15 protein-coding genes are annotated in these 13,056 nt (G+C 68.6%); 5 read left to right on the top strand and 10 right to left on the bottom strand.

The window, feature by feature from the left end; all coding sequences use genetic code 11:
* Nucleotides 1-4: 4 nt before the first annotated feature.
* Nucleotides 5-637 carry a DUF6668 family protein gene (locus tag EV138_RS17425; RefSeq protein ID WP_133979954.1) on the bottom strand — a complete coding sequence of 211 codons (633 nt, stop codon included), beginning with the start codon at nucleotides 635-637 and terminating at the stop codon, nucleotides 5-7.
* Between the two features lie 248 nt (nucleotides 638-885).
* Between EV138_RS17425 and EV138_RS17420 the strand changes: the two genes are divergently transcribed.
* Together EV138_RS17420 and EV138_RS17415 are read left to right on the top strand one after the other, a co-directional pair.
* Nucleotides 886-2,289, top strand: a complete 1,404-nt coding sequence (locus tag EV138_RS17420; protein WP_133979953.1) for a hypothetical protein — start codon at nucleotides 886-888, stop codon at nucleotides 2,287-2,289.
* On the top strand, nucleotides 2,286-2,621 hold the full coding sequence (locus tag EV138_RS17415; RefSeq protein WP_133979952.1) for a hypothetical protein: 336 nt from the start codon (nucleotides 2,286-2,288) through the stop codon (nucleotides 2,619-2,621). The genes EV138_RS17420 and EV138_RS17415 overlap by 4 nt, the downstream gene beginning before the upstream one ends.
* 28 nt (nucleotides 2,622-2,649) lie before the next feature.
* Here EV138_RS17415 and EV138_RS17410 read toward each other — a convergent pair whose 3' ends face one another.
* The 7 genes from EV138_RS17410 to EV138_RS17380 form a co-directional block, all read right to left on the bottom strand.
* Nucleotides 2,650-5,022 carry an XRE family transcriptional regulator gene (locus EV138_RS17410; RefSeq protein ID WP_166678624.1) on the bottom strand — a complete coding sequence of 791 codons (2,373 nt, stop codon included), beginning with the start codon at nucleotides 5,020-5,022 and terminating at the stop codon, nucleotides 2,650-2,652.
* 272 nt (nucleotides 5,023-5,294) lie between these two features.
* Nucleotides 5,295-5,741: a 50S ribosomal protein L9 gene (gene rplI, locus EV138_RS17405; RefSeq protein ID WP_112245175.1), complete on the bottom strand. Its 447-nt coding sequence runs from the start codon at nucleotides 5,739-5,741 to the stop codon at nucleotides 5,295-5,297.
* A gap of 14 nt (nucleotides 5,742-5,755) precedes the next feature.
* On the bottom strand, nucleotides 5,756-5,989 hold the full coding sequence (gene rpsR / locus EV138_RS17400) for a 30S ribosomal protein S18 (protein WP_012924539.1): 234 nt from the start codon (nucleotides 5,987-5,989) through the stop codon (nucleotides 5,756-5,758).
* Between the two features lie 74 nt (nucleotides 5,990-6,063).
* Nucleotides 6,064-6,639: a single-stranded DNA-binding protein gene (locus tag EV138_RS17395; protein ID WP_133979950.1), complete on the bottom strand. Its 576-nt coding sequence runs from the start codon at nucleotides 6,637-6,639 to the stop codon at nucleotides 6,064-6,066.
* Between the two features lie 90 nt (nucleotides 6,640-6,729).
* On the bottom strand, nucleotides 6,730-7,020 hold the full coding sequence (gene rpsF / locus EV138_RS17390) for a 30S ribosomal protein S6 (RefSeq protein ID WP_112245171.1): 291 nt from the start codon (nucleotides 7,018-7,020) through the stop codon (nucleotides 6,730-6,732).
* A 202-nt stretch (nucleotides 7,021-7,222) separates the two neighbouring features.
* Nucleotides 7,223-7,897: a DUF4241 domain-containing protein gene (locus EV138_RS17385; RefSeq protein WP_133979949.1), complete on the bottom strand. Its 675-nt coding sequence runs from the start codon at nucleotides 7,895-7,897 to the stop codon at nucleotides 7,223-7,225.
* Nucleotides 7,825-9,186, bottom strand: a complete 1,362-nt coding sequence (locus EV138_RS17380; RefSeq protein ID WP_133979948.1) for an MFS transporter — start codon at nucleotides 9,184-9,186, stop codon at nucleotides 7,825-7,827. The genes EV138_RS17385 and EV138_RS17380 overlap by 73 nt, the downstream gene beginning before the upstream one ends.
* Nucleotides 9,187-9,280: 94 nt before the next feature.
* Between EV138_RS17380 and EV138_RS17375 the strand changes: the two genes are divergently transcribed.
* Nucleotides 9,281-9,787, top strand: coding sequence for an Lrp/AsnC family transcriptional regulator (locus EV138_RS17375; protein ID WP_133979947.1), 507 nt, complete (start codon nucleotides 9,281-9,283; stop codon nucleotides 9,785-9,787).
* Between the two features lie 43 nt (nucleotides 9,788-9,830).
* Entirely contained in the window at nucleotides 9,831-10,634 is an 804-nt protein-coding gene (locus EV138_RS17370; RefSeq protein WP_133979946.1) for a deoxyribonuclease IV, read from the top strand.
* Between the two features lie 238 nt (nucleotides 10,635-10,872).
* Here EV138_RS17370 and EV138_RS17365 read toward each other — a convergent pair whose 3' ends face one another.
* Nucleotides 10,873-11,247 (bottom strand): hypothetical protein, encoded by a 375-nt coding sequence (locus tag EV138_RS17365; RefSeq protein WP_133979945.1) that lies wholly within the window; start codon nucleotides 11,245-11,247, stop codon nucleotides 10,873-10,875.
* 36 nt (nucleotides 11,248-11,283) lie between these two features.
* On the opposite strand from EV138_RS17365, the gene EV138_RS17360 reads away from it, so the two are divergent.
* On the top strand, nucleotides 11,284-11,823 hold the full coding sequence (locus EV138_RS17360; RefSeq protein ID WP_133979944.1) for an NUDIX hydrolase: 540 nt from the start codon (nucleotides 11,284-11,286) through the stop codon (nucleotides 11,821-11,823).
* Between the two features lie 10 nt (nucleotides 11,824-11,833).
* Here the strand turns inward: EV138_RS17360 and EV138_RS17355 are convergent, their stop codons facing one another.
* On the bottom strand, nucleotides 11,834-13,048 hold the full coding sequence (locus EV138_RS17355) for an MFS transporter (RefSeq protein ID WP_133979943.1): 1,215 nt from the start codon (nucleotides 13,046-13,048) through the stop codon (nucleotides 11,834-11,836).
* Between the last annotated feature and the right edge of the window lie 8 nt (nucleotides 13,049-13,056).

The raw sequence follows: 13,056 nt of genomic DNA, 5'->3' as shown, positions 1-13,056 counted from the left end.
CCTCTCAGTAAGGGGCGGGGTAATCCGCTGGGTTCGACGCGCGAAGAGCGTAGATGGATTCAAGTACTTCGAAAACCTCGTCGGGAGTATTTTCCGGCGTGGGGTCCTCCCCCCTTCGCCACTCCTCGATCCACGGGATGTCCCAGACCCTCGGCACCCCGCCGCCGACGATGTCGGCGAAGTCGTCCAGCACCCGGGGCAACCGGCCGGGAGCGTCCGCGATCAGCACCAGCCCGAGCACGGCGATCCCCTGGACCACACCGGAGGCCCACTCGATCGCTGCCCGCTGCGCTGCCCGGAGGCCGGCGCCATGGGTGCGTGCGACCAGCACGACCGGTGTCGGCACCGGCGGCGGCGGGATCGGCCACCGGTGACCGGCGGCCCTGGTCCCGGGGAGCAGCAGCGACATCGTGGTCTCACCCGAGCCGCCGTGCACCCCGACCCACCAGAGCGTGTCTGCGGCGGGAATCGCGAACTTCGGCAGCCGCTGGTCCTCCGCCGGGGCGGTCACACCGTGCTGCGGGGCGGACGGCCCCCGGGGCGTCAGGTTCACCGGCTGCGGGGGCCCCTGGTGCGGTTGCGGCGCCTGGGTCGGCGGTTGTTGCCGAGTCCACGGGTTCTGCTGCGGTTGCGTCATGGCCCCTCCTCTCGCGGCGTGTCACGGGCTGTCGCCCACAGTATTCTCTCGCTATCCGGGTGTACTGGCGTGACCCATCCACAGGCGAGGATGTTTCTACCCCCTTGTCGGGGTCAGACGAGCCGGGCAGGCTCGCGAATTGTCATGCCTGTGGGCGGACGGCATGTCTTCGGGCGGAAGAAATGCTAGAACGTAGGGCTTGAGAGCCGACTACCGAGGGAGTTCTGTGGCTGGGACGAGGGGCGACCGTGGCTGACAAGGGCATCCCGTCCTGGCCGAAGGTCACGATCCGGCTGTACGACGACCACAACGCCGAGGTGAAGATCGCCGGGCGCAGCCACCCGGTGAACCACCACGATCCCCGTCAGGCGGCGATCGCGCTGGTGGCCGAGCGGTCGGCCCAGCTCGGCCGCGCGGTGAAGGCGACCGCGGTCGAGTCCGACGGCTCCTCCTGGCCGCTGATCATCCACCCGGACGGCCAGGTCGAGGCGGTCGAGGTCTCGACCAAGAACAACAAGCCGATCTGGCCGATCATCGCGGCGGCCGCGCTCGCCGTCGTACTGCTCGGCGGTACTGCGGTGTATCTGCTGGTGATCCGTGATCACGGGCCGGCCAAGCCGACGTCGACCGAGTCCCCGAAGCTGCCCGAGCTGCCGAAGCCCGAGGTCAAGTCGGACCAGTTCGCGGCCCGGCCGGCTCCGCCCGGCTGGAGCACCAACGCCGCCTGGACCGTCGACATCAAAACGGACACCCACCCGGCCGTGTCGCCGGACGGCAGCGAGGTCGCGGTGATCACGCCGGACCAGAAGCTCGTCGTGCTCGACAGCGCGGGCAAGGTGATCTACCAGGACAAGGTTCCGCGCGACACCACCAGTCCGGTCTACACCACAATCGATTCCAAGCCGGTGCTCGCGGCAACGGCCCCGGGTTCCTTGTTCTACTGGCCCGGCGACGGCGCGCTGCCGACCGAGATCGAGCTGCCCGACTCGGCGCGGGTGCAGTTCTTCGGCTCCTCGCCGCTGATCGACATGGGCGACGAGGCGGGCGCCAGCGTGGTCAGCGGCGGCGAGCTGCACGCCGTACCGAACCAGCCGCGGTTGTCCACGATTTTGCTTGCCGAGGGCAACCGGGCGCTGATGGCGCGGTACGCCGGACCACTGTACTGGAGCGAGCCGGGCAAGGATCTGGTCGAGTTGCCACTCAAGCCGCCGAGCGGGGCCAAGAGCATCGACCACATCGTCGCGGCGAGCGCGGGCCGGGTGATCGTGCACTGGAGCACCGGCAAGACCAACGAAGTACTGGTGACGGTGAACTCGACGGCCAACGGTGCCGTGCTCGCGACCTGCCCCAAGGTCAGCCCGGACCAGGCCGACGGCTGGAAGTGGCTGCCCGACCACGCGGGCAAGGTGGCCGCCCTCGGTGAGTGCCTGATCAACTTCACCGGTGGCAAGACCAGCCTGCAGCCGGCGTTCCAGCCGCAGTCGGTGAACCAGACAACGATCTACGGCCAGATCAGCGGCGACCTGTACTCGATCGTCCCCGGCAGCAAGGCGGTCAAGCTCCAACCCAACACGGCCCGCCCCTGGGGAGTCGCCGGCGACCACGCCATCGTCGTCCACGACTCGGTCCTCTACGCCCTGGACAAGAAGTGAAACCGGTACGCCGCGCGGCGCCGCAGCATCTGGTGCGCCGCCTGGTCGGTGTAGTGCATCGGCTGCGCTTGGTCGGAATGATGCGCCGGCGGCGCCGCCTGGTCGGCGTACTGACTGCCGTGGTGCTTTTGAACGGAGTCGGAGTGACGCCCGCGCTGGCGGACGACGAGGATCCAGCGCCGACCAACTGGCCGACCGTCCGGGCCCCGACCGAGGGCGGCGCCGACCAGTCCGACCCCGAACCCACCGAGATGCCCACAGTCAAGCAACCCGACCCCGGCAACGCCGACGACCCCGAACCCACCGAATGGCCCGCCCCCACCGAAAGCTGACCGTTCGGACCGCTCTCGCGACCGAGCCTCAGTCGGCTGACAGCAGCTTTCGTACTTCGCTCGCCCGGGGGTCGGCCTCGCGGTCGTAGCGGACGATCGCTTGCTCCCATGCCTTCCTGGCCTCCGTCGGCTCGCCGGTCGCAGCGAGGACGTCGCCGAGCAGTTTCAGCAGCGGCGCCTCGCGATTCTCGGCCGGGTAACGGGAGGCGATGCGGAGACCGGCTTCGATGGCCTCCAACGCAGGCGGGAAGTCGTGCAGGTCCAGGTGGATCGAGGCGAGCTCGATCAGGGCCTGGGCTTCGAGCACCTCGAAGCCGAGTTCGCGGACCTCGACCAGAGCGATCCGTAGTACCTCCAACGCCTTGTGGTGCCGACCGCTCGTCCGGAGCGACTGGGCCATGGTTCCCAGGTGGCTGGCGTCGCGGCCGCGCTCCTCGGTCCCCGGCAACCGCGTCAGCAAGTCGTCGAAGATCTCTCGCTGCCGGTCCAGGTCGCCCAGTTGGCCGGCCAGCATCCCGGTGATGAGCTGGGCGGCCTGTAAGAACCGGGAACCGCCGGCCACCTGGTCGAGGAGGGCGCGACCTTCCTCGGCGTACGGCATGCCCTCGTCGGGACGGCCTGTCTGGCCGAGTACTTGGCCGAGGTCGAGCAGGCAGCGCGCCAGCTGCTCCGGTCCGCCGCGTTCGCGAGCCACCGCGGTGGCACGACGGAGCCAATCCAGGCACTCCTGGGTCAAACCGAGACTGCTGCACATCAAGGCTGTGTGGTACAGCCTGCCGATCTCCATCTCGGCGGGCAGTTCGATCGGGAGCAGCGCGATCGCGGTCAACGCCGATCTGGCCTCGGCGAACCTCATCAACGCCACCGCGAGGGATGACATGCCGAGGGCGATCCGGACCGCGAGCAGCCGCAGCGCTTCGTCGTCGGTGGACGAGTGGACGAGTCGGCGGAGGTTGGGCAGCTCCGCCTCGAGCCAACCGGTCATCTGCGTCGGGTCGGCCAGATCCTCTGCGCCCTCGGACCAGCGTTGCGCCCGGGACCCGTACGGATCGGCCCGGGTGAGCAGCTCCGTATGCCGCCACAGCACGGAGCTGTAGCAAGCAAGCTCGCGGAGCTTGAGCTCCTGGCGATCGTGCTCGGACAGTTTCGTGATCGCGAGGGCTCGGCCGATCTCGCGGACCAGATCGTGCATCCGGTACTGGTGGATCGCCGGGCTCTCCAGCAGACAGGCGTCGAACAGACGGTCGAGCAGGTCCTCGGTGTCGTCCAGCGATCGGCCGAGTACGGCCGCCGCCGCGCGTAGCGGAAAGTGGTCCCCATCGAAGAGCGCCAAGACAGGAAAGGCCGTCGCCGCGTCTTGGTCGCCTCGGCGATCGCTGCCGGCCAACCGGTCCAGCGAGAGCGAGAGAATACGCCGTACTTCGCCGTGCGGGCCCGTCAGTACGTCGGAGATCCCGTCAGTGTCGCCCAGCCGGGCGGCCAGAGCCGACAGCGGACTCGTCCCTGCGTACCCTGCTGCGATCCGGATCGCCAACGGCAGCAGCCCGCAGTACTGGACCACCTCGATGGCAGCTGATCGCTCTGCGGCCACTTTGTCCGCGCCGACGACCTCTCCCAGGAGATCCAGGGCTTCGCTCTCGGTCAGGACGTCCAGCGCCAGGCGGCGTGCACCGGGCAGGGTCGCGAGCGGAGAACGGCTGGTCACGATGACGACTGCCCCGGCGGTCCCCGGCAGGAGGGGAACGATCTGCTCGACGCTCGCCGCGTCGTCGAGCATCAGGAGGATGCTTCGTCCAGCAAGGGCGGTGCGATAGCGGCCGGCGGTGAACGACAGGTCGTCCGCTGCTGCTGCGGGCGCCAGGCCGAGGGCCTCCAACAGCGTGTCCAGCGCTTGCTCTGTGCTGACCGGGTCAGGGCTCGCTCCGCGCAGATTGAGGTAGAGCTGTCCGTCTCTGAAGATCTCAGCTACCTGATGGGCCGCCTGGACGGCGAGGGTGGTCTTGCCGATTCCGCCCATACCGCCGATCGCGGACACGACGATGCCGGGAGACTCGCGGTCCGGTTTCTCGAGCAGCTCGATCAAGGTGTCGAGATGCTGCGACCGGCCAGTGAAGTCCGTGATCGGGGGTGGAAGCTGTCGTCGTACGCCGAGGGATGGAGCTTTACCGATCTTCGTACGCCGAGCGGCTTTCCTCAGTTGGTCGCCTTCGGCGTCGTCGAGCGCGAGGGCTGCTGCCAGTTGCTCGACCGTCGCGGGGCGGGGATGGCGGCGGCGACCGCTTTCCAGGGTTTTCACGGCCTCGATACTGAGATCGGAAAGTTCAGCCAGGCGTTCCTGGGTCAGGCCGTTGTCAGAGCGGAACCGGCGCAACAACTGGGCGAAAGCAGGGGCGATGCTCACCGGCCCAATCCTGCGGCCCACGCGCGCCGACCGCAATCAACCTTCTTTCGCCGGGCAAGCAAGGCGACGGAGCGACGGCGAGCACGGTGGCTGGATCGCGGGAGCGAGCTCGAGGTGGACGACGTCGGGCGAGACGACGAGCAGCCGGGGTGGCTGGCGTTACGTAGTACCGGCTGGTCCAGCGCTGGGGGATGCTGCTTTCCACGCGCCCGGGCAGGGCAGCAGAACGGCCCGCTTCCGGAGAGGAAGCGGGCCGGGCTGGTGGTGCTGGGTCAGACTGCTACGACCTCGAGGCGGACCGTGGCGGCCACCTCTGGGTGCAGCTGGACCGACACGGCGTGCTTGCCGGTGGTCTTGATCGGCGAGCCGATGTTGATGACCCGCTTCTCGAGCAGCGGGCCGCCGGCCGACTTGATCGCGCCGGCGACGTCCGCCGGGGTGACCGAGCCGAACAGACGGCCGGTGTCGCCGGCCTTCACGTCCAGCGAGACAGTGAGCTGCTCGAGCTGGTTCTTGACCTCGCTCGCGTGCTCCTTGCCCTGGATCGCCCGGGCGTCACGCGCCCGCTTGATCGACTGGATCTGCTTCTCGGCTCCACGGGTCCAGCCGATGGCCAGACCACGCGGTACGAGGTAGTTCCGGCCGTAGCCGTCCTTGACCTCGACGATGTCGCCGGGGGCTCCGAGGCCCTCGACCTCCTGCGCCAGGATGAGCTTCATGTCTCAGACCTCCCTCAGCGAGCGGTGCTCGTGTAAGGCAGCAGAGCCACCTCGCGAGCGTTCTTGATAGCGGTGGCCACGTCGCGCTGGTGCTGCACGCAGTTGCCCGTCACCCGGCGCGCGCGGATCTTGCCGCGGTCGGAGATGAACTTGCGCAGCAGCGCGGTGTCCTTGTAATCGACGTACGTTGCCTTGTCCTTGCAGAAGCCGCAGACCTTCTTCTTCGGCTTCCGAATGATCTTGGCCATTGTGGTGCTCTCTTCCTACTACTAGAGCCCGGCTACTGCCGGAATGGTCACTCGGAAAATTGTCCTGCCGCGGATCAGAACGGAGGCTCTTCCATCGAGCCGCCGCCACCCTGACCTGCCCAGGGGTCGTTCTGCGGGGCGGACTGGCCGCCCCCACCCTGCGGGGTCGCCCAGGGGTCGTTCTGCGGGGCGCCGCCGGCTTGGCCGCCGCCGCCACCGAAACCACCACCGGAGTTCCCGCCACCGCCACCACCGAAGTCGCCACCGCCGCCGCCAGGGCCGGACCGCATGGCCTTGGTGACCTTGGCGGTCGCGCTGCGCAGGGACGGGCCGACCTCGTCCACGTCGATCTCGAAGACTGTGCGCTTGTTGCCCTCACGGTCGTCGTACGAACGGGACTTGAGCCGGCCCTGCACGATCACGCGCATCCCGCGCTGCAGCGACTCGGCCACGTTCTCCGCGGCCTGCCGCCAGACGGAACAACTCAGGAACAGCGACTCGCCGTCCTTCCATTCACCTGACTGCCGGTCGTACGTCCGCGGGGTCGACGCGATCCGGAAGTTCGCGACGGCCGCGCCGGACGGCGTGAACCGGAGCTCAGGGTCGTCGACAAGGTTGCCGACCAGTGTGACGACGGTTTCGCCTGCCATTGCCGTTCCTCCTGCATTCGGGTGTGTCTGTGTCTACAGCTATCAATAGCGGTCAGGACCGACACTGAAGCTGTTTGACGACCCCAGGGATCAGTGCTGGTCCGGACGGATGACCTTCGTGCGGAGGATCGACTCGTTCAGCGTGAGCTGACGGTCGAGTTCCTTCACCACTGCCGGCTCGGCAGTCAGGTCGATGATGGCGTAAATGCCTTCGGACTTCTTCTTGACGTCGTAGGCCAGCTTGCGGCGGCCCCAGATGTCGAGCTTCTCGACCGTCCCACCTTCCTTACGGACGATGTTCAGGTACGTGTCCAGCGACGGCTCGACGGTACGCTCTTCGAGCTCAGGGTCGAGGATCACCATGACTTCATAACGACGCATGCGCGAACTCCACCTCCTTCGGACTTGGCGGCCACGGTCTCTCCGTGGCAGGAGGGCGATGCGGTGCGCTCTCGCCGACAATCGCCGTCGGCTCAAGCAGTAAGCCCGGTCGAAGGACCGGGCCAACACTGACAGAATACCAGCGTCCGGACGTGCTCTTGACCACTATCCACAGGTCTGCTCAGGCTCAGCGGGACTGCTTTCAGGCCTCCGGCGCGTCGTCGGAGTCCGAGCCGCCGACCACGAGCAGGTCGATGTGGATCGCGAGCGACCGCCCGGTCGCATCCAGGGTGCTGAGGATCGGATACACCCCGTCACCCCAGCCGGAATGGGCCAGTACGACGTTCTCCCCCGCCGTCGCGGCCGGCAACACGATGTTGGCGCACCCCGCGCGCAGGTGCTCCGCGGAGTCCATCAGCGCGAACCAACTGTCGTCCTTGCCGTTGTCGAACACCTCGTCGTACCAGTCGTCCCCGGGCATCCCGCTCCGGATCGCGTCGGCATCGGCGAACCCTACGGTCCCGGCGTCGACCGGCACGACCCAGTACTCGTCGGCCGGCAGTTCCTCGGCAACCCGCGTGGCCGGTCCCACCGACGCCACCTCGCCCTCAGCCAGCACGACACTGAGGTACGCCTCGCGTAGGTGGCTGCCGTCCTGCTTGTCGGACACGTCCGCGACCGTCACCCGGACCGGGTAGTCGCCCGGCGGCACGTCGATGATCTGGCCCTCACCGAGGTTCACGAACGGGTCACTGGCCTCGAGCTTGCCGCTGGGCACCCGCAGTACGCCGAGGTCGTGGACGGTCAGAGTCCAGGTCTCGTCGTCGACCCGGACAGGTCCGGGCTGCAAGGCACGGAAGCTTTCTGTTGCTGGCATCCAGCAAGGCTAGTGACTGCTCGCGGTGAGCCTGGGCGGTAGGTCAGCACGGCGACCAGCGTCGGTACGGCCAGCGCGATCGAGACACCGGACAGAAGCATGAAGCCGCCTGCTGCGAACAGCAGCGTCGAGGCGGCAGTGGCCAGGGCGGAGACAGCCCAGACCCAGGCCTCTGCCTTGCTCTCCAGCTTCGCGCGGGCAGCAGGACTGTCTGCAGCCGCGCTGCTCAACAGTGCGCTGCCGCCGAGGTAGCAGAGGTTCCAGCCGTAGCCGAGAAGGAAGAGGCCGGGGGTGAACGCCATCCCGGCTGGGCCGGCTATGACCAAGGCGGAGACGGTGACGGTCGCGAGTCCTGCGAGGATCGTCGGCTTCGGCCCGGCTCTGTCGATCCACCAGCCGGTGACCGGAGCCAGCGCGAACATGCCGAGCGTGTGCGCCGACAGCATCAGCCCGAGTACGCCGAGCCCTTGCCCGTGGTGATGCGCGTGCACCGGCACCGAGGTCATCAACGCCACCATCACCAACTGCCCCACCAACATCACCCCAGCCGCCACCAACGCCGTACTACGCGACGCCGCCCCAATCCCCGTACTGCGTGGCGCCGGTTCAACCGCCGTACTACGTGGCGCCGTCTCCACCGCCGCACTGGGTGACACCGGCTCCGTGTCCGTACCGCGTGGCGAGGGCTCCACCCCTGTACTGCGCGGCGCGGGCTCGGTGCCGGCGCCGTGTGCGGGGGTGGGCCGGATCTTGCCGGCGGCGAGGAGGGCGGCGAAGGCGGTGGTTACGGCGAGGAGGAACGGGCCGCAGAGTGCCGGTAGGCCAGCGGACTCGGCGAACGACTTGGCCGGCTCCAGGAGGAACGGGCCACCTGCTGCACCCGCAGTACCGGCCCAGACGACTGTGCTCATGGCGGCTGCTCGACGAGCAGGGCTGACGGCTTCAGCAGCGGCGTACCGGGACAGGAGGCTTGCTGCGTTGCCGGTGCCGAGCAGGAACATGCCGAGGAAGAGCAGGGCGACCGGCGCTCCGACAGCGGCCAGGACTGTGAGAGCTCCCCCGGCTACGGCGATTCCGTAGCCGGTGCGGAGGGCCTGTGCTCGGCCGAGTCGCGCGCTCCAGCGACCGACGACGACAGCACCTGCCGCAGTACCGAGGACTCCTGCTGTGTTCGGCAGTCCGGCCAGCGCGGGAGCAAGTTGGTCGGCGATCAGGATGGTGCTGACCGCACTGGCGGCGACCATCGCGGCATTCATCAGGGCGGCGGCGAGAACGACGGGAATCAGCATGCCTTCAACGCTAGGAAGGTCCGAGTCGGTCTTGAAGGCGGGAAGTAAGGCGTCAGGCCTTGCGGAGCTTCGGACTGAAAGGTGTTCTGGCGGTATGACCTTTCAGGAGCGCGAGCTGGATCAGACCGATTGGCAGATCTTGTCCGAACTGCAGGCCGACGGGCGGCTCTCGTACAACCAGCTCGGCAAGCGGGTGAACCTGTCGCCGCCGGCCGTCGCCGACCGGGTGCGGCGGCTGGAGGAGTCCGGGGTGATCGTGGGCTACCGGGCTCAGGTCGACCCGGCTCGGGCGGGGCAGCCGTTGGCGGCGTTCGTGCAGATGCGGTGTACCACCGGGCGGTGCCTGCTCAAGACGACCCGCGCCGAGGACTTCCCCGAAGTACTGGAGATCCACAAGCTCAGTGGCAACTCCTGCACGATGCTGCGCGTCCGGGTCGCTTCGATGCGGCATCTGGAGGGGCTGTTCGAGCGGCTGGGTGAGCACGGCGAGATCAACACGCATGTGGTGCTGTCGACCGAGTTCGAGGGGCGGCCGGTGCAGCAACCGGTCACGGACGCCCGGCCGGTGACGCGGTCGAAAGGCTGGGGTCAGGGTGGCTGAGGCGGGTTGGGAAACTGTCGGCGGGCGGTCATAGGGTGACGGCATGAGCTTCAAACTTGGTGCGCACGTCGATCAGGAGGACCCGCTGGCGGAGGCCGCGGACCGGGGTGCGGACCTGGTCCAGTTCTTCCTGGGCGACCCGCAGGGCTGGAAGGGCCCGAAGGTGTCGTACGCCGACGGGGCCGACGCGCTGCGGGAGCGGGCGGCCGCGGACGGGATCGACCTCTACGTCCACGCGCCGTACGTGCTGAACGTCGCGACGCTGAACAACCGGATCCGGATTCCCAGTCGCAAGCTGCTGCAGCAGACGCTGGACAAGGCGGCCGAGGTCGGCGTCAAGGGTGTCATCGTGCACGGCGGTCACGTCGGCAAGGGTGACGACCCGGAGACCGGCTTCGACAACTGGCGCAAGTGCATCGAGCGGGCCGAACTGCCGGTGCCGCTGCTGATCGAGAACACGGCCGGCGGCGACAACGCGATGGCGCGGCAACTGGACCGGATCGCGCGGCTGTGGGAGGCCGTGCAGGACTCGGGCAACGACAACCTCGCCAACGTCGGCTTCTGCCTGGACACCTGCCACTTCCACGCCGGCGGCGAGGAACTCGACTCCGTCGTCGAGAAGGTGCTGGCGATCACCGGGCGGATCGACCTCGTCCACGCCAACGGATCGCGAGACGCCTTCGGCTCGGGCGCGGACCGGCACAGCAACTTCGAAGAGGGCGAGATCGACCCGGCTCAGATCGTCGCGGTCGTCAAAGCCGCCGGCGCACCGGTCGTCGTCGAAACCCCGAACGCCGACCACGGCCAGAAGGCCGACATCGACTACCTCCGCGCCCACCTGAACTAACCGGTACTACGAGCGCTACCGCGGCTGCAGGTCGCGTGGAGGTGCGGGTCAGGGAAGGCGAAGTAGCTGGCTGACGCCGCCGTCGCCGGTGACGTGCGCGGGGGCCGGTTACTGCGGGGGCGGCGTGGGGAGCGCGCGGCTCCTGGGTGGCGGCTCCGGCTCCTGGGCGGCGTTCGCCCGCGTTGAACTGCGGTCGCCGTTCGAGAGCAGCAGGCTTGGTGTAGGCGTGGGGCGGCGGCTACTGGTCTGCGGGTTTTTCGGGGAGGTTGTGGAGCCAGTAGGTGATGCCCCAGGGAAGTAGGAGGGCCAGGGTGCCGGTGTAGTGGTCCGGGAGGGTGGCGGCTGAGGCCAGGGCGATCACCAAGGGGGCTACCGAGAGTTGGAAGAGGGTGAATCTCCCGACTGGGGTCGACAGGTGGGCGCGGCCTAGGGCGCAGGCGGTGTACAGGGTGACGAGCGCCAGGGTCGAGAGAGCTGCGAGGGCGGCGCCTGTCCAGGCGAGGGTGTTGAAGGTGGCTGGGCCGGTGACTTTGGCCAGCAGGAACAGCAGAGTCAGCGCGCTGAGTACGGCGCAGGCCCAGTAGAGGTGGGTGCGTGACTGGGGGGCCGCCATGGGGCGGACGGTACCGCAGGTAAGGGAAGATGGAGTATGCAGACCTGGGCGGAGCGGTTTCCTGAGTTGTTCGCGCCGGCGTTCTGGCACTGGGGAGAGCTCGACACCCAGTTCACACTGGAGGAACCGCCGGACGAGTTGATCAGCAATGTGCACGTGGTCGCCCGCGCCGAAGGCGGGATCGTCGTCTGCCGCAACGATCTCGGCTGGCGCTTCCTGCCCGGCGGCACCCGCGAACCCGATGAGCCGATCGAGGAGACCGCGCGCCGCGAACTGCTCGAGGAGGCCGGCGCACGGATCACCGGCTCGCTGACCTGGCTCGGTGGGCACCGGGCCGACCATCGCCGACCGGCGCCGTACCGCGACCATCTGCCGCACCCCGTGTCGTACTGGATCAATGTGGTCGCCGATGTCGTGGTCGACCGGGAGCCGACCAATCCGCCCGACGGCGAGCAGGTGGTCGAAGTACTGGTGCTCCCGCCGGAGAAAGCGATCGCGTTCCTCGACGAGGAGAACGACAACGACGGCTTGATGGCCGACCTGGTCAGACTCGCCATGGCGATGGACCTGGTCTAGCAACTGCCGATCAGGCGGGCAGGGGTAGCGGTGCCGGTTCGGCTGACTTCCAGGGGAGGACGAAGGCGCTCACCAGGCACAGAGCGCCTGCGACGACGAGCGTCGCGCGCAGGCTGGTGAGGCCGGCCAGTACGCCGCCCGCGGCCATGAAGGCGGGCTGGACCGTGCGGGAGGTGATCGCCCAGGACGTCTGCACGCGCGCCATGAAGCCGTCCTCGGTCGCCTCCATCCGGTAGGTCGTGAACGACGGGTTGAAGGCGCCGGCCGCGATCAGCAGCCCGGTCTCGACCAGCACGATCAGCACCAGCCCGCCGGTACCGGGCGTTGCCAAGGGCAACAACAGCAACCACGGCGTGCGGAGTACACCGAAGACGATCAGCATCCGGTGCAGCCCGAAGCGGCGGGTCAGCGGCGGCGCGAGCCGGGCGCCGATCACGCCGCCGAGGCAGGGCACGCCGAGCGCCACGCCGTACTGCCACGGCTTCATGCCCAGGTCGCGCAGCATCAGTACGGCGAGCAGTGGCGAGGTCATCATCACGGGGCCGCCGAACAGTTGCGAGTTCCAGAACAACGCGCGCAGCCCGCGGTGCTCGAGGATGTACTTCCAGCCCGACCCGAGATTCGGCCGGGTGGGCAATCGCTCCGGCACCGGCTCGGGCCGGCGGATCCGGCCGATCCCGATCGCGGACAGCAGGAACGACACCGCGTCCACGCCCAGTGTCACGGTCGCCCCCACCAGGCCGACGAGCGCGCCGCCGATCGGCGGACCGACGCTCAGCGAGGTCCAGTACGTCGCTTCGAACCGGCTGTTCGCCTCGGACCGGCCGTCGGCCGGGACCAGAGCCTTGAGGTGCGCGCCGCTGGCAGAGTTGAACACGATCAAGGCCCCGGCCTGCAGCACGCCGACGACACACAACTGCACGTAGGTGAGGAGGTCGAAGGCGGCCGCGACCGGGACGCTCGCCAGCGCGACGAAACGGGTCAGGTCGGCCGCGATCATCACGGGCCGCTTGTGCCGCTGCTCGATGAACGAGCCCGTCGGCAGCGCGATCGCCGCACCGGCCAGCGCCGACAGCGCGGCGAGCAACGCGACCTGGAACGTACTCGCGTCGAGCGCCAGCACGGCGACCAGCGGCAACGCGCCGGACCCGATCCCGCTCCCCAGAGCGCTGACGGCGTTGGCGGTCCACAACCGCCTGAAGTCGGGACCCAGCGATGACGGCATCGCCCGAG

Origin of the sequence: Kribbella voronezhensis, assembly GCF_004365175.1 — a bacterium.
Classification (GTDB): domain Bacteria; phylum Actinomycetota; class Actinomycetes; order Propionibacteriales; family Kribbellaceae; genus Kribbella; species Kribbella voronezhensis.
The sequence above is the reverse complement of the archived record's forward strand: the minus strand, read 5'-3'. Positions and strand labels throughout refer to the sequence as shown.

Coding starts and splice junctions, on each gene's coding strand:
- EV138_RS17380 (WP_133979948.1), bottom strand. CDS start 9,186: ATGCTGATTCCCGTCGTTCTCGCCGCCGCCCTGATGAATGCCGCGATG.
- EV138_RS17355 (WP_133979943.1), bottom strand. CDS start 13,048: ATGCCGTCATCGCTGGGTCCCGACTTCAGGCGGTTGTGGACCGCCAAC.
- EV138_RS17425 (WP_133979954.1), bottom strand. CDS start 637: ATGACGCAACCGCAGCAGAACCCGTGGACTCGGCAACAACCGCCGACC.
- rplI (WP_112245175.1), bottom strand. CDS start 5,741: ATGAAGCTCATCCTGGCGCAGGAGGTCGAGGGCCTCGGAGCCCCCGGC.
- EV138_RS17375 (WP_133979947.1), top strand. CDS start 9,281: ATGACCTTTCAGGAGCGCGAGCTGGATCAGACCGATTGGCAGATCTTG.
- EV138_RS17365 (WP_133979945.1), bottom strand. CDS start 11,247: ATGGCGGCCCCCCAGTCACGCACCCACCTCTACTGGGCCTGCGCCGTA.
- EV138_RS17385 (WP_133979949.1), bottom strand. CDS start 7,897: ATGCCAGCAACAGAAAGCTTCCGTGCCTTGCAGCCCGGACCTGTCCGG.
- EV138_RS17370 (WP_133979946.1), top strand. CDS start 9,831: ATGAGCTTCAAACTTGGTGCGCACGTCGATCAGGAGGACCCGCTGGCG.
- rpsF (WP_112245171.1), bottom strand. CDS start 7,020: ATGCGTCGTTATGAAGTCATGGTGATCCTCGACCCTGAGCTCGAAGAG.
- EV138_RS17360 (WP_133979944.1), top strand. CDS start 11,284: ATGCAGACCTGGGCGGAGCGGTTTCCTGAGTTGTTCGCGCCGGCGTTC.
- rpsR (WP_012924539.1), bottom strand. CDS start 5,989: ATGGCCAAGATCATTCGGAAGCCGAAGAAGAAGGTCTGCGGCTTCTGC.
- EV138_RS17395 (WP_133979950.1), bottom strand. CDS start 6,639: ATGGCAGGCGAAACCGTCGTCACACTGGTCGGCAACCTTGTCGACGAC.